Source organism: Pseudomonas sp. P7548, from assembly GCF_013386585.1.
GTDB lineage: Bacteria > Pseudomonadota > Gammaproteobacteria > Pseudomonadales > Pseudomonadaceae > Aquipseudomonas.
The window spans coordinates 15433-38262 of the sequence record NZ_JACARO010000044.1 but is presented as its reverse complement, the minus strand read 5'-3'; the positions used below and the strand labels follow the sequence as shown (position 1 = coordinate 38262).

The following is a 22830-nucleotide window of genomic DNA, read 5'->3' as shown; positions in this document are numbered from 1 at the left end:
CGGCTCCTACAGGAATTTAGGTTGTCTGAAAGGTTCTTGATACATCGTCGGTTTACTGGCATTGTTCGCGCAATTGGTAATATTTCCTATTTGAGAAATTTTTGCGCATGCATGACATTCCGGCCGCGCTGGGCACGCCCACGCGTCAGCAAACCCTCGCGGCAATGTACGTCGATCACCACGGCTGGCTGCACGGCTGGCTGCGCAAAAAACTCGGTTGCTCCCAGCACGCGGCCGACCTGGCTCACGATGCCTTCATTCGCGTATTGATGCTGGCCGAGCCCCACACCATCAAGGAACCTCGCGCCTTTCTTGCCACTACGGCAGGGCGCCTGCTGATCGACGGCGCGCGGCGTCGGCGTATTGAAAAGGCCTACATGGAAGCGCTGGTGATCCAGTGCGAAGACGCCGGCATGCCCGACCCGGCCGCGATTCACGTGGCGCTGCAGGCCCTGGAACGCATCGCCGAGCTGCTCGCCGGCCTGCCCGCCAAAGCCCGCGAGGCGTTCCTGCTCAGTCGCCTCGACGGGCTGACCTACAGCGAGATCGCCACGCGCCTGGAGGTGTCCTCCAGCACGGTCAAAAACTACATCTCCAGCGCCCTGGTGCACTGTTATCACAGCCTGCACGCGGCGGACCCGTTGTCGTGAGTACCGAACAGATCATCCAACAAGCTGCGAATTGGCTGACACGCCTGCACGACGAAGACGTCAGCGACGCCGACCGCCACGCCTTCCACGCCTGGTGCCAGGCCGACCCTCGCCACGCAGTGGCCATCGAGCGCATGCGCTCGCTGTGGGGCAGCCTCGACACTGTACCGGCCAAGCCCGCGCGCCTGGCGTTGAACCGTGCATTCGCCCCTCGGCGCTCCCGGGGTGCCCAGATGGCGGGGTTGCTCGGTGTCGCACTGTGCGCCTGGCTGGGCCTGCAACAGGCGCCAATCTGGATGGCCGACCAACGCACCGGCGTCGGCGAGCGGCGCCAGATCGCCCTGGAAGATGGCAGCCAGTTGCAGCTCAACAGCAATTCGGCCGTGGACGTCAGATTCGACGGCCACCAGCGCGTGATCGAACTGCTGCAAGGCGAACTGTGGGTGGAGGTGGCCAAGGACGCCCAGCGGCCGTTCGTGGTGCGCACCGACCAGGGCACGGCGACGGCACTGGGTACGCGCTATCTGGTCAAGCGCGCGGCGGATGGCACCACAGTGGTGACGGTGATCGAGTCCACCGTGGCGGTCAAGGGCGACACGGGCGAGGACGTCAAGGTCACGGCCGGCCAACGCTCGGTGCTCGATCACGGCCAGCCGCAGCCGCCACGCGCCACCGGCAGCAACGACCCGGATGCGTGGACCCGCGGCCTGCTCAAAGTCAACGACCAGCCCTTGAGCGAGGTGCTGCAAACCCTGGCCAGCTACCGTCATGGCCTGGTGCGTTTCGACCCGCAAGCCCTGCAGAACCTGCGGGTGTCTGGCGTGTTCAAGCTCGATGACACGGCCGCTGCGTTGGCGACCCTGGCCGACAACCTGCCGATCCAGGTGGAGTACTTCACCGACCTGCTGGTGGTGGTCAAGCCGCGCTAGGGTTGGCGCAGGCGCTTGTACAGGGTGTTGCGGCTCACACCCAGCTCCCGCGCCAGGTGGGAAATGTTCCCGCCGGCCGCTTTCAAGCGCTGTGACAGGTCCAGGCTGTCATCCAACGCGTCCTGGGTGGGCAGCGGCGGCGCCTGGTTCAAGTCGACAAAAAAGTCATCCGGCAGATGCTCGGCGCGTATCGGTTGATCCTCGGCCATGGCCAGCGCCACCTGCAACACGCTGCTGACCTGGCGCAGGTTCCCAGGCCACGGGTGTTGGTCGAACAACGCCAGCACCTCGGCACTCAGCCCGGCCCATTGCGTCGGTTCGCGGTGCTGCTGCCACAGCTGCTGGAACAGCGCCTGCTTGTCGGTGCGTTCGCGCAGGGGCGGCAGCTCCAGGGTCAGCCCGCCAATGCGGTAATACAAATCTTCGCGAAAACGCCCGGCCTGCACCCACTCGCGCAGCGCGCGGTTGGTGGCAGAAATGATGCGCAGGTCCACCGGGAACAGCTCGCTGCTGCCCACCGGTTGCACGCAACGTTCCTGCAACACCCGCAGCAAGCGCGCCTGGGTCGGCAGCGGCATATCACCGATCTCATCGAGAAACAGCGTGCCTTTGTCGGCCTTGCGGATCAGGCCGATGCTGCCTTTCTGATTGGCGCCGGTGAAGGCGCCTTTTTCATAGCCGAACAGCTCCGATTCCACCAGCTCGGCGGGAATTGCCGCACAGTTCACCGCGATAAACGCCTGCCGGCTGCGCGAACTGGCCTGGTGCAGAGCCTTGACGAACACCTCTTTGCCCACGCCGGTCTCACCGTGGATCAGCAGCGGAATATCCTTCTCCAGCAAGCGCTCCGCCTGGCGTACAGCTTTTTCCACCCGCACATCGCCGAAGTGCAAGGTCTTGAGGCCAATCGCGGCGGGCTTTGCCGGCAGCGGTTCGCTGGCCTTGGGCGCACTGAACACCCGCGCCTGCACCGGCATCTGCTTCGGCCGCTTCAATAAACACTGGAACCGATTGCGTCCCGCCGCCTGCAGTGAAAACGGCAGGCCTTCCGGTTGGTTGAGCAGCTCCAGCAGCGACACCTTGAACAAACTGTCGACCATCACCCGCGACAAGCTGATGCCCAGCAGGTTATCGGCGCGGCGGTTGGCCGACAGCACCTGGCCGCTCTCATCAAAAATCAGCAGGCCGGCCCATTGGCTGTCGAGGTTGTTCAGGCCGGTGTTGAAGGTCAGCTGGAAATGCTCGCCGCGAAACAGGTTGAGGATCAGCCGGTTCTCCACGGTCTGGCTCATCATCTTGACCATGCCCAGGGTGTGGGAGGGCGGCAGGTAGCTGTCGCTGGATACATCCAGCACCGCGATGATTTCGCGCTGGGCATCGAAGATCGGCGCCGCCGAGCCCGTCATAAAGCGGTTGGCTTTCAGGAAGTGTTCATCGTGCTCGATGTGCACCGCCTGGGCACAGGCCAGCGCAGTGCCGATGGCATTGGTGCCGCTGGAGCGCTCCTGCCAGCTGGCGCCGGCGCTGAAACCACGGGCCAACGTGGGCTCGATAAAACGCTGGGTACCCCACGAGGTCAGGACCTGGCCCTGATTGTCGGCCAGCATGATCAGGCAGTTGGAATTGCTCAGGATGTTTTCGTAGTAGGGCAGGACCTCCTGATGGGTGGTCTGCACCAAAGAATGCTGGCTTTCCAGCAATTGACTGATGCCCTCGGCGGGCAGTTGATCAAAGCTGGGCGTGCTCTGGTGGTCCAGGCCAAAGGCACGGCAGCGGCGCCAGGATTCCTGGATGAGAGTGTCGTGAGCCAAGGGTTCGGCCATGTTGACCTTCTTTTTATTGTTATGGGGTCTTGCACTATTCAGCGGTTGAAACCGGATCAAACTGTGGGAGCAGGCAAGCCAGCTCCCACATTTAGTCTGTGTTGGGCATGAGAGTGTTGTTCAGAACTGTTCATTGTCAACCCCAGCACTGTTCAGTTGTTCACCCGAAGTGTTCACTCCCGAACATCCGCTTTAACCCATTTCTTTACACATCAACCACTTGCCGTTTTGGCACGAAACTCGCTCTGACGACTGGCCAGATTCATTCCAATAATAAAAAAGGTCGTGTCATGTCATTGACCCTGGAACATGTCTCCCGCGTCGTTGAAGGGCAAACCTGGATCGACGACGCTAACCTGCGTTTCGAAGCCGGTTCCTTCAACGTATTGCTCGGCCGTACCCTGTCCGGCAAGACCAGCCTGATGCGCCTGATGGCCGGCCTGGACAAGCCCGACAGCGGCCGCATCCTGATGAACGGCGTGGACGTCACGCAAAAGCCCGTACGCCTGCGCAACGTGTCGATGGTGTACCAGCAATTCATCAACTACCCGACCATGACCGTGTTCGAAAACATCGCCTCGCCGTTGCGCCAGGCCGGTGTGTCTAACGAGGTGATCCAGAGCAAGGTGCTCGAAACCGCAAGAATGCTGCGCATCGAGAAGTTCCTGCAGCGCCACCCGCTGGAGTTGTCCGGTGGCCAGCAGCAACGCACCGCCATGGCCCGCGCACTGGTCAAGGATGCCGAGCTGATCCTGTTCGATGAGCCGTTGGTGAACCTGGACTACAAACTGCGCGAAGAGCTGCGTCAGGAAATGCGCGAACTGTTCAAGGCGCGCCACACCATCGCCATCTACGCCACCACCGAGCCGAATGAAGCCCTGGCCCTGGGTGGCACCACCACCATCCTCCACGAGGGCCGGGTGATCCAGAGCGGCAAGGCCGCCGAGGTCTATCACCAGCCACAAACCGTGCTGGCCGCCGAGCTGTTTTCCGAACCGCCGATCAACCTGATGCCGGGGCGTATCAGCGGCAACGAAGTGAGTTTCGCCAACTTCGTGCATTTCCCGCTGAACGTCGATTTGCGCCCCATCGGCGAAGGCGAATTCCGCTTTGGCGTGCGCCCCAGCCATATCAGCCTGGTGCCGAGCAACGATGACGACCTGGAGCTGGCGGTGACCGTGGAAGTCGCCGAGATCAGCGGCTCGGAAACCTTCCTGCACGTGCGCAGCGAACATTTCTTGCTGGTGCTGCACCTGCCGGGGGTGCACGAGTACGACGTCGACGCGCCGATCCGCGTGTATATCCCCACCCATAAACTGTTTGTGTTCGATGGCCAGGGCCGGTTGGTCCAGGCCCCCGGGCGCCGTGTCGCGAGGGTTGCCTGATGGCCGAGATCCATTTGCGAAACCTCGCCCATAGCTACAGCCCTGCACCGAACGGGCCGGAAGACTACGCCATTCGGGAAATGAACCACGTGTGGGAGCAGGGTGGGGCCTACGCCTTGCTCGGGCCTTCGGGTTGCGGCAAGTCGACCTTGCTCAACATCATCTCCGGCCTGCTCAGCCCGTCCGAAGGCCAGGTGCTGTTCGACACCACCGTGGTCAACGACCTCACCCCAGAGAAGCGCAACATCGCCCAGGTGTTCCAGTTCCCGGTGGTGTACGACACCATGACCGTGTTCGACAACCTGGCGTTCCCGCTGCGCAACCAGGGCCTGGCCGAAGCGAAAATCCACAGCAAGGTGCAGGAAATCGCCGAAGTCCTCGACCTGCAAAACCTGCTGACCAAAAAAGCCCGCAACCTCACCGCCGACGAAAAACAGAAAGTCTCCATGGGCCGTGGCCTGGTGCGCGACGACGTGTCGGCGATCCTGTTCGATGAACCGCTGACGGTGATCGACCCGCACCTCAAGTGGAAACTGCGGCGCAAGCTCAAGCAGATCCATGAGCAGTTCAACATCACCATGGTCTACGTCACCCACGACCAGTTGGAGGCGTCGACCTTCGCCGACAAGATCGCGGTGATGTACGGCGGGCAGATCGTGCAATTCGGCACGCCGCGTGAGCTGTTCGAACGGCCCAGCCACACCTTTGTCGGCTATTTCATCGGCAGCCCGGGGATGAATCTGATCGACGTGCAGGCCGAGGCGGGCGGGGTGCGTTTCGCCGGCACCCACTTGCCGCTGCCCGAAGCGCTGCAGCAACGCATTGCCAGCACGGAATACCAGAAACTGCAGGTGGGCATCCGCCCGGAGTTCATCCACGTGTGGGACGAGTACAACGCCGACGCCCTGCAAGCCGACGTCATACACGTCGAAGACCTTGGCACCTACAAGATCATGACCCTCAACCTCGATGGCGCGCCGCTGAAAGTGCGCCTGGCCGAAGACAAGCCGGTCCCCGAAGGGCAAGCCTCCATCAGTTTCCCTGCGCAATGGCTGATGCTCTACGCCGATGACTACCTGCTGGAGGTGCAGCCATGAACAAGGTGCAGAACAACAAGGCCTGGTGGCTGGTGTTGCCGGTGTTCCTGCTGGTGGCGTTCAGTGCGGTGATCCCGATGATGACCGTGGTCAACTACTCGGTGCAGGATATCTTCGACCAGTCCAGCCGCTACTTTGTCGGCGCCGACTGGTACAAACAGGTGCTGCTCGACCCGCGCTTGCACGACTCGCTGCTGCGCCAGTTCATCTACTCGGCCTGCGTGCTGCTGATCGAAATCCCCCTGGGTATTGCCATCGCCCTGACCATGCCGACCAAAGGGCGCTGGTCGTCGCTGGTGCTGATCATCCTCGCCATTCCATTGCTGATCCCGTGGAACGTGGTGGGCACCATCTGGCAGATCTTCGGCCGCGCCGATATCGGCTTGCTGGGTTACAGCCTCAATGCCTTGGGCATCAGCTACAACTACGCGGCCAACACCATGGACGCCTGGGTCACCGTGCTGATCATGGACGTGTGGCACTGGACCTCGCTGGTCGCGCTGCTGTGTTATTCGGGCCTGCGCGCTATCCCGGATGTGTACTACCAGGCCGCGCGGATTGATCGGGCATCGCCCTGGGCGGTGTTCCGACATATCCAACTGCCGAAGATGAAAAGCGTGCTGCTGATCGCGGTGATGCTGCGCTTCATGGACAGCTTCATGATCTACACCGAACCTTTCGTCCTCACAGGCGGCGGGCCGGGTAACGCCACTACTTTCCTGAGTCAGACCCTGACCCAGATGGCCGTAGGCCAATTCGACCTGGGCCCGGCGGCGGCGTTTTCCCTGGTGTATTTCCTGATCATCCTGTTGGTGTCCTGGCTGTTCTACACCGCCATGACCCACTCCGACGCCAACCGCTGAGGCCGCAGCCATGAGCAAGCGCAAGGTTATTCCGCTGCTGATCTACATCCTGTTCCTGCTGGTGCCGATCTACTGGCTGTTGAACATGTCCTTCAAGAGCAACACCGAAATCCTCGGCGGGCTGACCCTGTTTCCGCAGGACTTCACCCTGGCCAACTACAAGGTGATCTTCACCGACCCCAGCTGGTACACCGGTTACCTCAACTCGCTGTACTACGTGAGCCTGAACACGGTGATCTCCCTGAGCGTGGCGCTGCCGGCCGCCTATGCGTTCTCGCGCTACCGCTTCCTCGGCGACAAGCACCTGTTCTTCTGGCTGCTGACCAACCGCATGGCGCCGCCAGCCGTGTTCTTGCTGCCGTTCTTCCAGCTGTATTCGTCGATTGGCCTGTTCGATACCCACATCGCCGTGGCCCTGGCGCACTGCCTGTTCAACGTGCCGTTGGCGGTGTGGATCCTGGAAGGGTTCATGTCCGGCGTGCCGAAGGAAATCGACGAAACCGCCTACATCGACGGTTATTCGTTTCCAAAGTTTTTCGTGAAGATCTTTATCCCGCTGATTGGCTCCGGCATCGGTGTGACCGCGTTTTTCTGCTTCATGTTTTCCTGGGTCGAACTGCTGCTGGCGCGCACCCTGACCTCGGTCAACGCCAAGCCGATCGCGGCGGTGATGACGCGTACGGTTTCGGCCTCGGGTATCGATTGGGGCGTGCTGGCAGCGGCGGGGGTGTTGACCATCCTGCCCGGCATGCTGGTGATCTGGTTTGTTCGCAACCACGTGGCCAAGGGCTTTGCCCTGGGCCGGGTCTGAGGAGTCGATGATGGAATGGATGGCCTGGACCACCCCCACCGCGTTGTTCTTCGCGGCTATTGCCCTGTTGCTGGTGGGCATGACCACGTGGGAGCTGCGCTCGCCGAGCATCCCCCGGCGCGGTTTTTTACCGATCAGCACCACCCGTGGTGATCGCTTGTTTATCGGTCTTCTCGGCAGCGCCTACCTGCACCTGCTGGTGATCGGCGTAACCGGCTGGAGCATCTGGGTGGCGTCCGCGCTGTCCCTGGTGTGGCTGTTGTGTGTGATGCGTTGGGGCTGATGCGGGCGGCGATCACCCACCTGTAGGAGGTCGGCGTCTGAAGTCCCGTTTGAAATTAACCAGGAGGTCTCTATGTTCGATAACAACAATAAGCTGCGACATAGCATTTCATTGGCCGCCGTACTGGCCCTCAGTGGTTTGAGCGCCACGGCCTGGGCCGATGCGTATGAAGATGCCGCGAAAAAATGGATCGGCAGTGAATTCAAACCGTCCACGCTGACCGCCGAGCAACAGCTCGAAGAGCTGAAGTGGTTTATCAAGGCGGCGGAGCCGTTCCGTGGGATGAAGATCAACGTGGTGTCGGAAACCCTCACCACCCACGAGTACGAATCCAAGGTACTGGCCAAGGCCTTTACCGAAATCACCGGCATCAAGCTGACCCACGACCTGCTGCAGGAAGGCGACGTGGTGGAGAAGCTGCAAACCCAGATGCAGTCCGACAAGAACATCTATGACGGCTGGGTCAACGATTCCGACTTGATCGGTACGCACTTTCGCTACGGCAAGACCGAATCCATCACCGACCTGATGGCCAATGAAGGCAAGAACTTCACCTCGCCGACCCTGGACATCAAGGACTTCATCGGCATTTCCTTCACCACCGCGCCGGACGGCAAGGTCTACCAACTGCCCGACCAGCAGTTCGCCAACCTCTACTGGTTCCGCGCCGACTGGTTCGAGCGCGCCGACCTGAAAGCCAAGTTCAAGGAAAAGTACGGCTATGAGCTGGGCGTGCCAGTGAACTGGTCGGCCTATGAAGACATCGCCAAATTCTTCAGCGAAGACGTCAAGGAAATCGACGGCAAGCGCATCTACGGGCACATGGACTACGGCAAGAAAGACCCGTCCCTGGGCTGGCGCTTCACCGATGCCTGGTTCTCCATGGCCGGTGGCGGCGACAAAGGCTTGCCCAACGGCCTGCCGGTGGACGAGTGGGGCATTCGCGTGGAGGACTGCCACCCGGTCGGCTCCAGCGTTACCCGTGGCGGCGACACCAACGGCCCGGCCGCCGTGTTCGCCACCCAGAAATACGTGGACTGGATGAAAGCCTACGCGCCACCGGAAGCGGCGGGCATGACCTTCTCCGAATCCGGCCCGGTGCCGTCCCAGGGCAACATCGCCCAGCAGATCTTCTGGTACACCGCGTTTACCGCCGACATGACCAAGCCCGGCCTGCCGGTGGTGAACGCCGACGGCACGCCGAAATGGCGCATGGCGCCGTCGCCGGTCGGACCTTACTGGGAAAAAGGCATGAAGAAGGGCTATCAGGACGTAGGCTCCTGGACCTTCCTCAAGTCGACGCCCGAGAAGCAGAAGCTCGCGGCCTGGCTCTACGCGCAGTTCGTGACCTCGAAAACCGTCTCGCTGAAGAAAACCATCGTCGGCCTGACGCCGATTCGTGAGTCGGACATCAACTCCCAAGCCATGACCGACCTGGCGCCGAAACTCGGTGGCCTGGTGGAGTTCTACCGCAGCCCGGCCCGTGTCGAATGGACCCCGACCGGCACCAACGTGCCGGACTACCCGCGCCTGGCGCAACTGTGGTGGAGCAACATCGCCGCAGCGGCCAGCGGCGAGAAAACCCCGCAGCAAGCACTGGACAACCTGGCCAAGGAGCAGGACGCCATCATGACGCGCCTGGAACGCTCCAAGGTGCAACCGGTGTGTGGCCCGAAAATGAACGAAGAACGTGACGCGCAATACTGGTTCGACCAGCCGGGCGCACCAAAACCGAAACTGGCCAACGAGAAGCCAAAAGGCGAAACCGTGGCCTACGGCGACCTGCTCAAGCAGTGGGAGGCTGCGCGTAAGTAATCCTTACGCCAATGGTCCACGCTGGCACCCACCCCTGTAGGAGCCGGCTCGCCGGCGATGCGGACTATCAGCCAGCCAATAGGCTGACTGACCCACCGCAATCGCCGGCAAGCCGGCGCCTACACTAATGCCCTCGGCTATCAGCCAGAATCCGCGCGGCATCCCGCGCCGGCGGCAACCCGAACACCCGCGCATAATCGCGGCTGAACTGGGTCGCGCTTTCATACCCTACCTCAAACGCCGCACGGGTCACGCTGCTCGCGCTGGCGACCATCAACGTCCGCGCCTGCAGCAACCGCACGCGTTTCTGATACTGCAACGGGCTCAAATTGGTCACCGCCTTGAAGTGCCGATGAAACGCCGAAACACTCATCGCGGCCTTCTGGGCCAAGGCCTCCACGCGGATCGGTTCGGCATAATCGCGACGAATCCACTGGATCGCCTGGCTGACCCGTGCCATCGCCGTGTCTGGCGCAGCAATCTCGCGCAGCATCCAGCCGTGAGGGCCTTGCAGTACGTGGTAGAGGATCTCCCGCTCATACGCAGGGGCCAGCGCGGCGATCGCCACCGGGTCACCCATCAGGCGCAGCATGCGTACCCAGGCGTCCATCAGGGCTGGGGTTACCGCTGCCACCGAGAACCCGGCTTCCTGTTCACATCGCCCGGTGGGCGCCGGCAGATCATTGAGCAGCGTGGTCAGCACGGTCGGATCCAAGGTCAGGCTGACCGCCAGGTAAGGCTCGCCGCTGCTCGCCGGGTTCACCACGCCCACGGCGGGCAACTCGATGGACATCACAAAATACGTCGCCGGGTCGTAATGCAACGTGCGGTCGCCCACGGTCATGCACTTACTGCCTTGCAGGATCAGGTTGATCATCGGGTCATACACGGCCGCGAGCAGGTGCTCAGGAATCGCCCCCTGGACCATCGCCACCCGTGGGATGCCGGTCTCGGTGCGGCGGTTTTCGGCCCTTGCGGCCAAGGCACGCAGTTCGATCAATTGAGTATTCATGCGGGTCATGCTGTTCCTTCCTGCAGAGCTTGCGCAAGCAAAAAGCAGAAACAGGCAGGATTGGAGTAGGAACGGCTGAGTGACGGGGTAGGGCGATGACTACTGTGGGCACTCAACTTTTCAGCAGCGGAGCAGACCATGAGCGTCATCGTGATTACCGGAGGCAGCCGTGGAATAGGCGCCAGTACGGCCGAACTGTGTGCTCGCCAGGAGCATGGGGTGATCCTTACCTACAACCGCAACGGCGACGCAGCGCAAACCGTGGTGCAGCGTATTGAAGCCCAAGGCGGCAAGGCCGTTGCCCTGGAGCTGGATGTCGCGAATGTCAGTACGTTCGCCGCATTCGGCGAAGCCGTGGCGCAGGCCCTGCGGGCTAATTGGGGCGTCAACACCCTGAACGGCCTGGTCAACAACGCCGGCTACGGCCTGTTCAACCCGCTGGAATCGGTGACCGAGGCGCAGTTCGACGGCCTGTTCAACGTGCACCTCAAAGGCCCGTTCTTTCTCACCCAGGCCTTGTTGCCGCTGCTGGAAGAGCACGCCAGCATCGTCAACCTCACCAGCGCCACCACCCGCGTCGCTACAGCAGGCGTCGCGCCTTACGCTGCCTTCAAGGGCGGCCTGGATGTGCTGACCCGCTACATGGCCAAGGAATTCGGCGAACGGCGTATCCGCGCCAATGCGGTGTCTCCAGGCGCCATTCGCACGGAGTTGGGCGGCGGATTGAACGATGAGTTCGAAGCCCTGCTGGCCGGGCAAACCGCCCTCGGTCGTGTCGGCGAGCCGGAAGACGTCGCACGGGTTATTGCCATGCTGCTGTCGCAAGAAGGTCGTTGGATCAATGCCCAGACGATCGAAGTTGCAGGCGGCTACATCATCTGAATTGGAGGCCGCACCATGCTTGATCACCTGTTTCTCTCAGTCAGCGATATCCAACGCTCCATTCGTTTCTATGAAGCCACCCTCCAACCCCTTGGCATCACCGCGCGCCTGGACTACGACGGCAAGGACGGCCCGCCCGGTCATCCGGACTTGAAAGGCTTTGGCGCCAACGGGCGCATGTTTTTCTGGCTGCGCGAAGGCACCGTGGAAGGGCGAGCGGTGCATGTGGGCTTTGTCGCCAATAACCGCGCCGAAGTGGAAAAGGCCTACGCGGCAGCGCTGGCCAACGGTGCCACCGACAACGGCGCACCGGGCGCTCGCCTGCATTATGACCCCAACTACTACGCCGCCAATGTGCTGGACCCGGACGGCTACAGCCTCGAATTCGTCTACAAGAACTGGCAGCACACCTCATGAAGACCCTGATGATCTATGGCGCCACCGGCTACACCGGACGCATGGCAGCGCAACACGCAAAACAACTTGGCCTGAATCTGGTGCTGGCCGGTCGCAACGCCGAACGCCTGGCGTCCCTGGCCGCTGAGTTGGGCACGCCTTACCGGGTATTCACCCCGGATGCCGCCCAGTTGGACGGGATCGACGTCCTGCTCAATTTCGCCGGCCCCTTCGCCCAAACCGCCGAAGCCTTGATGCGCGCCTGTATCGCCAACGGTACCGACTACCTGGACATCACCGCCGAAATCAACGTGTACCGCCTAGCCGAGCGGCTCGGCGCTGAGTCGCAAGTGATGTTGCTGCCCGGCGTGGGCTGGGACGTGGTGCCCACCGACTGCCTGGCCATGCACGTCGCCAGCCGTGTGCAGCGGCCGCAGTCGATAAAAATCGCCCTGCATGTGCCCGGCGCGATGTCCCGTGGTTCGGCCATGAGTGTCAGCGAGATCCTCGGTGCCGGCGTGATGGCACGGCTCGACGGTCAGTTGGTCGCCACGCCGGGCGCGCAACCCCAATACCTGGATTTTGGCGACGGCCCAGTGCTGTGTGCCCCGTTGTCCTTTGGCGACCTGGTCACTGCGTGGCATTCCAGCGCCATCCCGAATATCGCCATGTTCGTTCACATCACTGGCGAAGCGTTCCCTGAGGGCGACCTGTCACTGCTGCCCGACGGCCCCTCTCAAGGCCAGCGCGACGCCCATCGTGCCCGTGCCGTGGCCGAAGTCACCGGCATCGACGGCTCGGTGGCGCGCTCGGTGATTGAGACCATCAACGGCTACAGCTACACCCCACTGGCCGCCGTGGAGACTGCGCGCCGCGTGCTCGACGGCGAACGCCGCCCCGGTTTTGAAACCCCCGCAAGGCTGTTTGGCGTGGGCTTTGCCCAGACCATTGCCGGAACGCATATCACCGATTACTAATCCCACAGGAATTACCCCCATGACCACCCTCGACCTACACACCGCTGCTGATAAGTTCGCGGTGATCGACACCCTGCATCGCTTCGCAGCAGGCATTGATCTGCAAGATCCGGCTTTGCTCGCTTCGGCGTTCACCGTCAACGCCGTATCGGATTTTGGCCCGGCCGCTGCCAAGGCAGGTTTTGAATACCCGGTGCTGGAAGGGCGCGACACCATCGTCACTGCACTGTCCGGCGCCCTCAGCCAACTCGACACCACTCATTCTGTGAGTAACGCGCGGGTAACCCTTGAGGGCAACAGTGCGCGGCTGGATGCATTGGTGGAAGCGCAGCACGTGCCCAAAAACGATCCTTCACGGCATTACCTGATGAAGAACCGGTATGACGTGGCGTTGGTGCGGGAAGAGGGCGTATGGCTGATCCAGCGCGTGACCGTGGATAGCGTCTGGCGCTCAGGGGACCCGGCGGTGTTGGCGGGAGTTTAAGAACACCAAACGTACTGCAGGAGCCGGCAAGCCGGCGCCTACAGGTTATCAGGCGGCTTGGGGTTGGATCTGCAGCGCGCCATCCACGTCCTTGACCAACCCACTGGCCAGAAACAGCGGCGCCAGGCGCTTGTGCAGTTGTGGCTCGACAAATTCCTTCACCGTGTCCAGCACCAGCACGCCGCTCAACGGCAACTCGGCCTTGGTGTAGGACAACCACGCCTTCTTCAGTGCCATCAACACATCACTGCCCGCCGTGGAGGCGAAGCGACGGTGGGTGGGTTTGCCGTCGAAAGTAAAGGTGTGCTGGAACGCGTAGCCGGTTTCATCGCCTCCGCTGGCGGTGCAGCGCACGCAGGTGCATGGGCCGTCGCCGAAGGCGCTGCGCAGGTAGGCGTTGAAGTCCACCACGGGCTTGAGTGACAGGCGCTTATCGACTTCGAACAGGTCCCCGGTCATTTTTTCGTCAGTGTTCAACGTCCATTTCCTCGCAGGTTCGACGGTTTTTCAAAGCGCGGCACAATAGCAGCCATGGGCAGGTTTGTGGGCCATTTTGCATAACAATAGATCCCGATATTCTTTTCCTGTCTTAAAAATCGTGGCTACCCTCGCTCACCTTCTCAAAAGCGCGGCAGACTCCCCCATGACCTTCAAGCGTTCCTCCCTGACTCTCCTGGCGGCCTCGTTGGCCGCCGCAACGGCCTTGCTCAGCCCCGGTGCCCAGGCCGAAGGCAAGATCAGCATCGCCCAGCAATTCGGCATCGGCTACCTGATCCTCGACGTGGTGCGCGACCAGAACCTGATTGAAAAGCACGGCAAGGAGCAGGGCTTGGACATCAAGGTGGACTGGAACAGCATTTCCGGCGCCACCGCGATGAACGAATCGCTGCTGGCCGGCGCCCTGGACGTGGTTTCGGCCGGCGTGCCGCCGATGCTCACGCTGTGGGATCGCACCAAGGGCAAGCAGAACGTCAAGGCTATCGCCTCGCTGGGCTCGATGCCCAACTACCTGCTCACCAACAACCCGAACGTGAAAACCCTCAAGGACTTCAGCGAGAAAGACCGCATTGCCGTGCCCGCCGCTGGCGTGGGCTTCCAGTCGCGCACCTTGCAGATCGAGACCGCCAAGCAGTTCGGCAATGACCAATACAAGAAATTCGACGACATCTCCATCAGCCTGGCTCACCCCGATGCCACGGCGGCGCTGATTGCCGGTGGTTCGGAGATCAATGCGCACTTCTCCAGCCCGCCGTTCCAGTACCAGGAACTGCTCAACCCCAACGTGCACAAGGTGCTCAGTTCCTACGACATCCTGGGTGGGCAGGCGACGTTCAACGTGCTGTACACCACGCAGAAATTCCACGACGAAAACCCCAAGACCTACAAGGCGTTCTATGACGCGCTGGCCGAGGCTGAAAAAATCATCAAGGCCGACAAACCTGCGGCCGCCAAGGCGTACATCCGCGTAGAGCAGTCGAAGCTGCCGTTGGACCTGGTGGAAAAGATCGTCCAGGACCCGGAAATCGACTTCACCATCGTGCCGCAGCGCACCTACATCTATGCCGAGAAATTGCAGGAGCTGGGCGTGTTGAAAAACAAGGCCGCCAGCTGGAAGGACTACTTCTTCGAAGAGGCGCACGGCGGCAACGGCAGCTGATCCGCAACAAGGTCTTGATACCCAACGCGGTTAAAAATGTGGGAGCTGGCTTGCCTGCGATAGCGGTAGGCCTGCTAAAGAATTGATTGCAGATACACCGCAATCGCAGGCAAGTCAGCTCCCACCTTTTGAACTGCGGTCTATTGCGCAATCAAACTGCGCTTGATCCAGTCATACAAGTCATTCCCCTCGCTCGACAACTCACTGTTGGCGCGCCGGCACAGGTAGTACTGGCGGCCATCATTGACCTGCAGATCAAACAGCTTAACCAGCTCACCACTGGCCACATGGGGCGCCACCAGCGGCTCGCGCAACAGCGCGCAACCGAGGCCGGTGAGGGTGGCGGTGAGTGCCAGTTGGCCGTCTTCCAACAGCAAGCCATTGAGCGCCGTGGTGTCGACTTCGGCGGCCTCGAACCATTGGCCCCAGGTGCCGCGTTCTTCGTCGTGCAGCAACGGCAGTTCACTCAACGCCTGGGGCGTGTCGATGGGCCCGTGCTGCGCCAGGAACGCGCGGCTGCAATAGGGCGTCACCGCGCCAGAGATCAACGGCTCGCTGTGGTACCCCGGCCAATGCCCGGTGCCAAAACGGATCGACAGGTCAGCCGCATCGCTGGGGTAGCTGCGGTGGTTGGCGTAGGTCACGTTGATGTCCAGCGCCGGGTGGTCCTTCAGGAAATTCGCCAGGCGCGGGATAAACAGGTTGATGCCAAACAGCGGGATCAGGCTGATCGTGACCTGGCGCGTCGCGCTCTTTTCGCGCACGTGTTCGGTGGCGCTGCGCAGTACCGCAAAGGCTGAGCGAATCGCCCGGTAGTACTCGCGACCTTCGTCGGTGAGCACCAGGTTGCGGCCCTGACGCAAGGTCAGCGGCTGCTGCAAAAAATCCTCCAGCAGATGCAACTGATGGCTGATGGCCGAGGCGGAAACGTCCAGCTCGCGGGCGGCGGCATTCACCCCGCCATGGCGCGCAAAGGCTTCGAAGGTGCGCACGGCGCGCAGAGGAGGGTCGTTGTCTAACTGTTCTGATTTATTCATGTGTTGAATTAAATACCAACTTTATCGCTGAATAAAGAGCCATAAGCGCCGTATTTACGGCATAAATAGCGTGTTATGCGTTGGGTATAACGATATGACTTTCTGATATTTGATAAAAACAGAATAGATGCTTAGTGTGCCGCCCCTGTACGCACTGAGGTCGATGGTCCTGATGGATGGGTTTATCCAACAACTGCTCAACGGTTTGATGACGGGCAGTCTCTACGCGCTGGTCGCCCTGGGTTACACCATGGTCTACGGCATTTTGCGCATCATCAACTTCGCCCATGGCGACGTGTTGATGATCGGTGCACTGGTGGGCTTGTCGGTGATCCGCCTGTTGCAGGCGACCTGGCCCGCCTTGCCGCCAGTGCTGGTGTTGCTCTGCGCCACCGTCGTCGCCATGGCCTTCTGCGCGGTGCTGGCGGTAGTGATCGAGCGTGTTGCCTATCGCCGCCTGCGCCATGCCCCGCGCCTGGCGCCGTTGATCAGTGGCATCGGTGTGTCGCTGCTACTGCAAACCCTCGCCATGCTGGTGTGGACCCGCAACCCGCAAATGTTCCCGCAATTGCTGCCCCTGGCGCCAATTGAAGTGCTGGCCGGCGCCTCCGCGCACCCGGCGATCACCAACGTGACGGCCCTCACCACCATCGCCATCGCCGTCTCGGTGATGGTCGCGCTGCTGGTGTTGGTGGAGCGCACGCGCTTCGGCCTGGCCATGCGCGCCGTGGCAGAAAACCCTCAGGTCGCCAGCCTGATGGGCATCAACCCCAACCGCATCATCGTCATCACCTTTGCCATTGGCGGCGCGCTTGCCGCGTTGGCGGGGATCATGATGGCCAGCAACTACGGCAGCGCGCATTTCTACATGGGCTTTTTGCCTGGCATCAAGGCCTTCACCGCAGCGGTGCTGGGCGGTATCGGTAACCTCAAAGGCGCCATGCTCGGCGGCCTGTTGCTGGGGCTGATCGAAGCCCTGGGCACTGGCTATTTGGGCTCGGCTACCAACGGCGTGTTCGGCAGCAATTACCAGGATGTGTTCGCCTTTATCGTGTTGATTGCGGTGCTGGTGTTCCGGCCTTCGGGGTTGTTGGGCGAACGTTTGGCGACCCGCGCATGATCCAGTCCCTGACTCCCAACAAACGTGCGAGCCTGGGCTTGCTGCTGCTCGCCGTGGCCCTGGTGCTGGCGCCGTGGATCGTCGGCCACGCCGGTGGCAACACCTGGGTGCGCACCCTGGACTTTGCCCTGCTGTACATCATGCTCGCCCTCGGCTTGAACATCGTGGTCGGCTATGCGGGGCTGCTGGACATGGGCTTTATCGCGTTCTATGCGGTGGGCGCTTATCTCGCGGCGTTGCTCTCGTCGCCGCATTTGCTGCAACAGTTCCCCGCGCTGGCGGCGTTGTTGCCGGCGGGCCTGCACACCTCGATCTGGCTGATCCTGCCACTCGGCGCCTTGCTGGCGGCCGGCTGTGGTGTCGTGCTGGGCGCGCCGACCCTGCGCCTGCGCGGCGACTACCTGGCCATCGTGACCTTGGGCTTTGGCGAGATCATCCGCATCCTGCTGCGCAACCTCGACCGCCCGGTGAACATCACCAACGGCCCCAAAGGCATCTCCCAGGTCGACCCGGTGAACCTGCTCGGCGTGAACCTGGGCCGCACCCAGGACCTGTTCGGCCTGCGCCTGCCGTCGGTTTACCTCTATTACTACCTGTTCGCCGCGCTGGTGGTGCTGATCCTGTTCGCCTGCATCCGCCTGGAGCATTCGCGCATCGGCCGTGCGTGGGTGGCCATCCGCGAAGACGAAGACGCGGCGCAAGCCATGGGCATCAACACCGTGCGCCTCAAGCTGCTGGCGTTTGCCATTGGCGCGGCGTTCGGCGGCGTGAGCGGGGTGCTGTTCGCGTCGTTCCAGGGGTTTGTCTCGCCGGAATCCTTCACCCTCAACGAGTCCATTGCCGTGCTGGCGATGGTGGTGTTGGGCGGCATGGGCCACATCCCCGGGGTGATCCTGGGCTGCGTGTTGCTGGCGGCCTTGCCTGAAGCCTTGCGCGCCAGCATGGGCCCGCTGCAGCAGTCGCTGTTCGGCCAGGTGCTGGTGGACCCGGAGATCATCCGTCAACTGTTCTACGGCCTGGCGCTGATCCTGGCGATGCTCTACCGACCGGCCGGGCTGTGGCCCAAAGGAGTGGCACGATGAACGCACCGTTGTTGCAGATCGACAAGGTCAACAAACACTTCGGCGGCGTTGCGGCGCTGACCGACGTGAGCCTGAGTATCCAGCCCGGCGAGATCTACGGGTTGATCGGCCCCAATGGCGCGGGCAAGACTACCTTCTTCAACGTGATGACCGGCCTCTACACCCCGGACTCCGGGCGTTTCCAGCTCGATGGCCGAGACTACAAGCCCACCGGTGTGCACCAGGTGGCCGAAGCCGGCATTGCCCGAACCTTCCAGAATATCCGCCTGTTCAACGCCATGAGCGCCCTGGAAAACGTCATGGTCGGGCGCCATGTGCGCACCCGCAATGGCCTCTGGGCGGCGCTGAGTCAGCATCGCCGGGCGCGTGAGGAAGAAGCGCAAACCCGCGCCCATGCCCATCGTTTGCTGGCGTATGTGGGCCTGGCCGGGTTTGCCCATTACCGCGCCGACAGCCTCAGCTACGGCCATCAGCGCCGTCTGGAAATCGCCCGCGCCCTGGCCACCGAACCGCGCTTGCTGGCGCTGGATGAACCGGCAGCCGGCATGAACGCCAGCGAAAAAGTGCAGCTACGCGGCCTGCTGGAAAAGATCCGCGACGACGGCCACACGCTGCTGCTGATCGAGCACGACGTGAAGCTGGTGATGGGCGTGTGCGACCGCATCAGCGTGCTCGATTACGGCCAAGTCATCGCTGTGGGCCCACCCGCCGATGTGCGCCAGCACCCGGCCGTGATCCAGGCCTACCTGGGAGCCAGTGCCCATGTCTGAAGCCCTGTTGAGTGTGGACGGTTTGCAAGTGCGCTACGGCGCCATCGAAGCCGTCAAATCCCTGGACTTGCATGTCCACGAAGGCGAGCGCGTCACGCTGATCGGTGCCAATGGCGCCGGCAAGACCTCCAGCCTCAAGGCCCTGACCGGGTTGCTGCCGGCGGCCAAGGGCGAGATCCGTTTTGCCGGGCGTTCGATCCGCGGCGCAGCGCCCGACCAACTGCTGCGCCAAGGCATTGCCATGGTTCCGGAAGGACGCGGGATCTTTGCGCGCATGAGTGTGCTGGAAAACCTGCAAGCCGGTGCCTTCCTGCGCCGTGACCACGCGCAGGTGCAGCGCGAAATGCGCCAGTTGTTCGACCACTTCCCGCGCCTGCAGGAACGCCTGCACCAGTCGGCCGGCCTGCTGTCGGGCGGCGAACAGCAGATGCTCGCGCTGGCTCGCGCGCTGTTGTCGCGCCCGCGCTTGCTGATCCTGGATGAGCCGTCCATGGGCCTGGCGCCGATCATGGTGGAGAAGATTTTCCAGGTGATCGACGACGTGTGCCGCCAAGGCATGACCCTGTTGCTGGTGGAGCAGAACGCGCGGCTGGCGCTGCACGTCACCGACCGTGCTTATGTGATGGACACCGGGCGTATCAGCCTCACGGGGCCGTCCCAGGATTTGCTTGAACACCCCGAGGTGCGCAGCGCGTACCTCGGCGAATAGATAACCCATGACGCTACCGGACGCCCGGCGTGTTCCGACCCGCCTGAAAAACCAGCAGGAACCCCAGATGAACACATTGAAGAAAACCGCACTGATCGGCCTGGCCCTCAGCAGCCTCGCCAGCGCCGTGGCCCAGGCCGACCAGACTGTGCTGATCGGCTTGGCTGGCCCACTCACCGGCCCATCGGCACGGATCGGCAAGGACCTGGAAAACGGCGCGCAATTGGCCATCGACCAGGCCAACGCCAAGCATCCAAAAATCAACGGTGAAGCCGTGACGTTCCAGTTGGTCTCCGAAGACGACCAGTCTGACCCGCGCACCGCCGTGACCGTGGCCCAGCGCCTGGTGGATGAGGGCGTGGTCGGCGTAGTCGGCCACTGGAACACCGGCACCAGCATCCCGGCCGCACGGGTGTACCACGACGCCGGTATTGCCCAGGTCGCCCCGGTTGCCACCGGCCACGCCTATACCCAGCAGGGCTTCGACACCAGCTTTCGCATCATGGGCCATGACGACGATGGCGGCCGCGTGGCCGGCGACTATGCGTTGAATACCCTGAAAGCCAAGCGTATCGCCGTGATCGATGACCGCACTGCGTTCGGCCAGGGCCTGGCCGACCAGTTCGTCAAGGCCATCGAGGCGGGTGGTGCAACCGTGGTGAGCCGCGAATACGTGGACGACAAGACCATCGACTTCAGTGCCGTGCTCACCAATATCCGCAGCCAGAACCCGGACCTGATCTTCTTCGGCGGCGTGGATTCCCAGGCCGCACCGCTGGCCCGTCGCATCAAGCAACTGGGCATCAAGGCACCGCTGATGGGCGCGGGCGGGTTTGTCAGCCAGACCTTCCTGCAACTGGCGCAGAACGAAGGCGAGGGCGTGATTGCCCTGGAGCCGGGCCTGGCGGTTGCGCAGATGCCGGGCGGCAAGGCGTTCGAGCAGGCTTACAAGGAACGCTACAAAGCCAACATCGAGCTGCATGCACCGTTCGCCTACGACGGTGTCGGCGTGCTGGTGGCGGCGATTGAAAAGGCCGACTCGGTGGACCCGCAGAAGTACCTGCCGGTCTTGCGCGCCATCAGCTACCCCGGCGTAACCGGCACCATTGCGTTTGATGCCGAAGGCAATTTGAAGAAACCGTCGTTCACCGTTTACCAGGTCAAGGCCAACCAATGGCAGCCGGTGAGCGTGGCCGGCGGTCAATAAACAACCCGGCTGTAGGCGCCGGCTTGCCGGCGATGGCGGTATATCAGCCAAGGATGTATAGGCTGGCACACGGCTATCGCAGGCAAGCCAGCTCCCACATTGGTTTGGAGGAGAGATGAAATGAGCAAGCTGGAAGGTGAACTGGGCATTCTTGCCCGTCGGCGGATCGAGGCCGAAATCATCAAGCCGATCTACGAGATTCTCAAGCGCGAGCAGGGCCAGGCGTTTGCCGCGGCCGTGATTGGCGAAGCCGTGGGCAACGCGGCGATCCAGGCCGGCAAGCATTTTGCCGCGCTGGAAGAACAGGGCGCCGACCTCAAGAGCTTTGTCGAGCTGCAAGTGCTGTGGGAGAAGGACGACGCCCTCAAGGTCGAGATCATCGCCAGCGATGCCGAGCACTACGACTATGACGTCAAGCGGTGTCGCTACGCCGAGATGTACCACGAGATGGGCCTGGGCGAGATCGGTCACCTGCTGTCGTGCAACCGCGACGAGCTGTTTATCGTCGGCTACAACCCCGACATCGAACTGACCCGCACCCAGACCATCATGGGCGGCGCCCACCACTGTGACTTCCGCTACCGGGCCAAGCCTCATGACTGATCACGCGCGGGTAAACGGCGAGCGCCTGTGGGACTCGCTGATGGACATGGCAACGATCGGCGCCACCGAAAAGGGCGGCGTCTCGCGCCTGGCCCTCACCGATGAAGACCGCCGTGGCCGCGACCTGTTTGTGCAATGGTGCATGGCGGCCGGGTGCAGCATTCGCGTGGACGCGATGGGCAATATCTTCGCGCGCCGCGCCGGTCGCCACGACCACCTGGCCCCGGTGCTGACCGGTTCCCATGGCGACTCCCAACCCTTCGGCGGCAAGTACGACGGCATCTACGGCGTGCTCGCCGGGCTGGAAGTGCTGCGCACCTTGAACGACCTGGGCATTGAAACCGACCGACCCATCGAAGTGGTCAACTGGACCAACGAAGAAGGCTCACGCTTCGCCCCGGCGATGATTTCGTCGGGCGTCTACGCCGGTGTCTTTGACTTGGAATACGGGTTGTCCCGCGAGGACAAATCGGGGGTGACCATTGGCGAGGCGCTGAAAGAAATCGGCTATGCCGGCGCGCATCCGGTGGGCGGCCAAGCGATACATGCCGCGTTCGAGCTGCATATCGAGCAGGGCCCGATCCTCGAAGCCCAAGGCATCACCATCGGTGTCGTCACCGGCGCCCAGGGCCAGCGCTGGTATGAGGTGGAACTGAGCGGGCGCAGCGCCCACGCCGGCACCACGCCCATGGACCATCGCCTGGATGCCTTGCTCGGCTTTGCCCGTGTCGTCGAGGCAGTGAACGGCCTGGGGCTGGAACAAGGCGCCGAAGGGCGCGCCACGGTGGGCATGGCGAACATCTTCCCCAACTCACGCAACGTGGTGCCGGGCCGGGTGTTTTTCAGCGTGGAATTCCGTCACCCGGACGAAGCGGTACTGGCGCGCCAGGACGTCCAACTGCGCGACGCCGTGGCCCGCATCGCCGAGGGCATCGGCTTGCAGCACAGCGTGAAGCAGATCTTCCAGTACGCGCCGATTGCCTTCGATGGCGACTGTGTAGAGGTGGTGCGTGCCTCGGCGCAAAAGCTCGGCTACAGCCATCGGCCGATGATCTCCGGTGCCGGGCATGACGCCTGCTATCTCAACCAGGTCGCGCCCACCGCGATGATCTTTGTGCCCTGTGTGGACGGGTTGAGCCATAACGAGGCCGAGGCCATCTCTCCCGAATGGTCGACAGCCGGCGCCGATGTGCTGTTGCAGGCGATCCTGGCCAAATCCCAGCGCTGACGAGCGGCGA

Annotated in this window: 24 protein-coding genes; 20 read left to right on the top strand and 4 right to left on the bottom strand. The window is 62.4% G+C overall.

Translation table 11 applies throughout. From position 1 onward, the window contains the following. Positions 1-107 precede the first annotated feature (107 nt). Positions 108-650: a sigma-70 family RNA polymerase sigma factor gene (locus HX803_RS19005; RefSeq protein WP_178922554.1), complete on the top strand. Its 543-nt coding sequence runs from the start codon at positions 108-110 to the stop codon at positions 648-650. Further along, a complete protein-coding gene (locus HX803_RS19000; RefSeq protein WP_178922552.1) occupies positions 647-1579 on the top strand; it encodes a FecR family protein in 933 nt (310 codons plus the stop codon). Before HX803_RS19005 ends, HX803_RS19000 begins: the two co-directional genes overlap by 4 nt. Here HX803_RS19000 and HX803_RS18995 read toward each other — a convergent pair. Beyond that, positions 1576-3402: a sigma-54-dependent Fis family transcriptional regulator gene (locus tag HX803_RS18995; protein WP_178922550.1), complete on the bottom strand. Its 1827-nt coding sequence runs from the start codon at positions 3400-3402 to the stop codon at positions 1576-1578. The two genes, HX803_RS19000 and HX803_RS18995, sit on opposite strands and share 4 nt — an antisense overlap. Positions 3403-3692: 290 nt before the next feature. Here HX803_RS18995 and HX803_RS18990 point away from each other — a divergent pair, with 290 nt between their 5' ends. From HX803_RS18990 to HX803_RS18965, 6 genes are all read left to right on the top strand, one after another. Then, positions 3693-4787 (top strand): ABC transporter ATP-binding protein, encoded by a 1095-nt coding sequence (locus HX803_RS18990; RefSeq protein ID WP_176995584.1) that lies wholly within the window; start codon positions 3693-3695, stop codon positions 4785-4787. Continuing rightward, positions 4787-5884, top strand: a complete 1098-nt coding sequence (locus tag HX803_RS18985; protein ID WP_178922547.1) for an ABC transporter ATP-binding protein — start codon at positions 4787-4789, stop codon at positions 5882-5884. The genes HX803_RS18990 and HX803_RS18985 overlap by 1 nt, the downstream gene beginning before the upstream one ends. Next, positions 5881-6747, top strand: a complete 867-nt coding sequence (locus tag HX803_RS18980) for a carbohydrate ABC transporter permease (protein WP_176995586.1) — start codon at positions 5881-5883, stop codon at positions 6745-6747. Before HX803_RS18985 ends, HX803_RS18980 begins: the two co-directional genes overlap by 4 nt. Before the next feature lie 10 nt (positions 6748-6757). Further along, a complete protein-coding gene (locus HX803_RS18975) occupies positions 6758-7558 on the top strand; it encodes a carbohydrate ABC transporter permease (RefSeq protein ID WP_003174634.1) in 801 nt (266 codons plus the stop codon). 10 nt (positions 7559-7568) lie between these two features. Next, on the top strand, positions 7569-7841 hold the full coding sequence (locus HX803_RS18970) for a DUF2160 domain-containing protein (RefSeq protein ID WP_176995587.1): 273 nt from the start codon (positions 7569-7571) through the stop codon (positions 7839-7841). 72 nt (positions 7842-7913) lie between these two features. After that, positions 7914-9656, top strand: a complete 1743-nt coding sequence (locus HX803_RS18965) for an ABC transporter substrate-binding protein (RefSeq protein ID WP_178922545.1) — start codon at positions 7914-7916, stop codon at positions 9654-9656. A gap of 124 nt (positions 9657-9780) precedes the next feature. Here the strand turns inward: HX803_RS18965 and HX803_RS18960 are convergent, their stop codons facing one another. Further along, the gene (locus HX803_RS18960) at positions 9781-10668 is read right to left on the bottom strand and encodes an AraC family transcriptional regulator (protein ID WP_178922574.1); all 888 of its coding nucleotides are present in this window, start codon (positions 10666-10668) and stop codon (positions 9781-9783) included. A 138-nt stretch (positions 10669-10806) separates the two neighbouring features. Between HX803_RS18960 and HX803_RS18955 the strand changes: the two genes are divergently transcribed. The 4 genes from HX803_RS18955 to HX803_RS18940 are packed head-to-tail and all read left to right on the top strand — an operon-like array spanning position 10807 to position 13407. Continuing rightward, positions 10807-11550 carry an SDR family NAD(P)-dependent oxidoreductase gene (locus HX803_RS18955; RefSeq protein WP_178922543.1) on the top strand — a complete coding sequence of 248 codons (744 nt, stop codon included), beginning with the start codon at positions 10807-10809 and terminating at the stop codon, positions 11548-11550. A 15-nt stretch (positions 11551-11565) separates the two neighbouring features. Further along, positions 11566-11967: a VOC family protein gene (locus HX803_RS18950; RefSeq protein ID WP_178922541.1), complete on the top strand. Its 402-nt coding sequence runs from the start codon at positions 11566-11568 to the stop codon at positions 11965-11967. Continuing rightward, positions 11964-12923, top strand: a complete 960-nt coding sequence (locus HX803_RS18945; RefSeq protein WP_178922540.1) for a trans-acting enoyl reductase family protein — start codon at positions 11964-11966, stop codon at positions 12921-12923. Before HX803_RS18950 ends, HX803_RS18945 begins: the two co-directional genes overlap by 4 nt. Before the next feature lie 19 nt (positions 12924-12942). Further along, positions 12943-13407, top strand: a complete 465-nt coding sequence (locus HX803_RS18940) for a nuclear transport factor 2 family protein (protein ID WP_178922538.1) — start codon at positions 12943-12945, stop codon at positions 13405-13407. Between the two features lie 48 nt (positions 13408-13455). Here HX803_RS18940 and HX803_RS18935 read toward each other — a convergent pair whose 3' ends face one another. Further along, positions 13456-13884, bottom strand: coding sequence for a hypothetical protein (locus tag HX803_RS18935; protein WP_178922536.1), 429 nt, complete (start codon positions 13882-13884; stop codon positions 13456-13458). Positions 13885-14050: 166 nt separating this feature from the next. Between HX803_RS18935 and HX803_RS18930 the strand changes: the two genes are divergently transcribed. Then, entirely contained in the window at positions 14051-15064 is a 1014-nt protein-coding gene (locus HX803_RS18930; RefSeq protein WP_178922534.1) for an ABC transporter substrate-binding protein, read from the top strand. Between the two features lie 140 nt (positions 15065-15204). Here HX803_RS18930 and HX803_RS18925 read toward each other — a convergent pair whose 3' ends face one another. Further along, a complete protein-coding gene (locus HX803_RS18925; protein ID WP_178922532.1) occupies positions 15205-16101 on the bottom strand; it encodes a LysR substrate-binding domain-containing protein in 897 nt (298 codons plus the stop codon). Between the two features lie 172 nt (positions 16102-16273). Here HX803_RS18925 and HX803_RS18920 point away from each other — a divergent pair, with 172 nt between their 5' ends. From HX803_RS18920 to HX803_RS18890, 7 genes are all read left to right on the top strand, one after another. After that, a complete protein-coding gene (locus HX803_RS18920) occupies positions 16274-17221 on the top strand; it encodes a branched-chain amino acid ABC transporter permease (RefSeq protein ID WP_178922530.1) in 948 nt (315 codons plus the stop codon). Continuing rightward, complete coding sequence (locus HX803_RS18915) at positions 17218-18303, top strand: branched-chain amino acid ABC transporter permease (protein WP_178922528.1); 1086 nt, start codon at positions 17218-17220, stop codon at positions 18301-18303. Before HX803_RS18920 ends, HX803_RS18915 begins: the two co-directional genes overlap by 4 nt. Next, positions 18300-19073: an ABC transporter ATP-binding protein gene (locus HX803_RS18910; RefSeq protein WP_178922526.1), complete on the top strand. Its 774-nt coding sequence runs from the start codon at positions 18300-18302 to the stop codon at positions 19071-19073. Before HX803_RS18915 ends, HX803_RS18910 begins: the two co-directional genes overlap by 4 nt. Beyond that, the gene (locus tag HX803_RS18905; protein WP_178922524.1) at positions 19066-19782 is read left to right on the top strand and encodes an ABC transporter ATP-binding protein; all 717 of its coding nucleotides are present in this window, start codon (positions 19066-19068) and stop codon (positions 19780-19782) included. Before HX803_RS18910 ends, HX803_RS18905 begins: the two co-directional genes overlap by 8 nt. Positions 19783-19849: 67 nt before the next feature. Then, positions 19850-20989, top strand: a complete 1140-nt coding sequence (locus HX803_RS18900; protein WP_178922522.1) for a branched-chain amino acid ABC transporter substrate-binding protein — start codon at positions 19850-19852, stop codon at positions 20987-20989. Positions 20990-21109: 120 nt separating this feature from the next. Further along, positions 21110-21592 (top strand): L-2-amino-thiazoline-4-carboxylic acid hydrolase, encoded by a 483-nt coding sequence (locus tag HX803_RS18895; RefSeq protein WP_178922520.1) that lies wholly within the window; start codon positions 21110-21112, stop codon positions 21590-21592. Further along, complete coding sequence (locus tag HX803_RS18890) at positions 21585-22820, top strand: Zn-dependent hydrolase (protein WP_178922518.1); 1236 nt, start codon at positions 21585-21587, stop codon at positions 22818-22820. The genes HX803_RS18895 and HX803_RS18890 overlap by 8 nt, the downstream gene beginning before the upstream one ends. Positions 22821-22830: the final 10 nt, after the last annotated feature.

Excerpts from the sequence above, each read along its gene's own strand:
- HX803_RS18920 (WP_178922530.1), top strand. The coding sequence starts at position 16,274 with ATGGATGGGTTTATCCAACAACTGCTCAACGGTTTGATGACGGGCAGT.
- HX803_RS18995 (WP_178922550.1), bottom strand. The coding sequence starts at position 3,402 with ATGGCCGAACCCTTGGCTCACGACACTCTCATCCAGGAATCCTGGCGC.
- HX803_RS18895 (WP_178922520.1), top strand. The coding sequence starts at position 21,110 with ATGAGCAAGCTGGAAGGTGAACTGGGCATTCTTGCCCGTCGGCGGATC.
- HX803_RS18970 (WP_176995587.1), top strand. The coding sequence starts at position 7,569 with ATGGAATGGATGGCCTGGACCACCCCCACCGCGTTGTTCTTCGCGGCT.
- HX803_RS18915 (WP_178922528.1), top strand. The coding sequence starts at position 17,218 with ATGATCCAGTCCCTGACTCCCAACAAACGTGCGAGCCTGGGCTTGCTG.
- HX803_RS18925 (WP_178922532.1), bottom strand. The coding sequence starts at position 16,101 with ATGAATAAATCAGAACAGTTAGACAACGACCCTCCTCTGCGCGCCGTG.
- HX803_RS19005 (WP_178922554.1), top strand. The coding sequence starts at position 108 with ATGCATGACATTCCGGCCGCGCTGGGCACGCCCACGCGTCAGCAAACC.
- HX803_RS18960 (WP_178922574.1), bottom strand. The coding sequence starts at position 10,668 with ATGAATACTCAATTGATCGAACTGCGTGCCTTGGCCGCAAGGGCCGAA.
- HX803_RS18985 (WP_178922547.1), top strand. The coding sequence starts at position 4,787 with ATGGCCGAGATCCATTTGCGAAACCTCGCCCATAGCTACAGCCCTGCA.
- HX803_RS18950 (WP_178922541.1), top strand. The coding sequence starts at position 11,566 with ATGCTTGATCACCTGTTTCTCTCAGTCAGCGATATCCAACGCTCCATT.
- HX803_RS18990 (WP_176995584.1), top strand. The coding sequence starts at position 3,693 with ATGTCATTGACCCTGGAACATGTCTCCCGCGTCGTTGAAGGGCAAACC.
- HX803_RS18930 (WP_178922534.1), top strand. The coding sequence starts at position 14,051 with ATGACCTTCAAGCGTTCCTCCCTGACTCTCCTGGCGGCCTCGTTGGCC.
- HX803_RS18905 (WP_178922524.1), top strand. The coding sequence starts at position 19,066 with ATGTCTGAAGCCCTGTTGAGTGTGGACGGTTTGCAAGTGCGCTACGGC.
- HX803_RS18910 (WP_178922526.1), top strand. The coding sequence starts at position 18,300 with ATGAACGCACCGTTGTTGCAGATCGACAAGGTCAACAAACACTTCGGC.
- HX803_RS18940 (WP_178922538.1), top strand. The coding sequence starts at position 12,943 with ATGACCACCCTCGACCTACACACCGCTGCTGATAAGTTCGCGGTGATC.
- HX803_RS18955 (WP_178922543.1), top strand. The coding sequence starts at position 10,807 with ATGAGCGTCATCGTGATTACCGGAGGCAGCCGTGGAATAGGCGCCAGT.
- HX803_RS18980 (WP_176995586.1), top strand. The coding sequence starts at position 5,881 with ATGAACAAGGTGCAGAACAACAAGGCCTGGTGGCTGGTGTTGCCGGTG.
- HX803_RS18965 (WP_178922545.1), top strand. The coding sequence starts at position 7,914 with ATGTTCGATAACAACAATAAGCTGCGACATAGCATTTCATTGGCCGCC.
- HX803_RS18890 (WP_178922518.1), top strand. The coding sequence starts at position 21,585 with ATGACTGATCACGCGCGGGTAAACGGCGAGCGCCTGTGGGACTCGCTG.
- HX803_RS18900 (WP_178922522.1), top strand. The coding sequence starts at position 19,850 with ATGAACACATTGAAGAAAACCGCACTGATCGGCCTGGCCCTCAGCAGC.
- HX803_RS18945 (WP_178922540.1), top strand. The coding sequence starts at position 11,964 with ATGAAGACCCTGATGATCTATGGCGCCACCGGCTACACCGGACGCATG.
- HX803_RS18975 (WP_003174634.1), top strand. The coding sequence starts at position 6,758 with ATGAGCAAGCGCAAGGTTATTCCGCTGCTGATCTACATCCTGTTCCTG.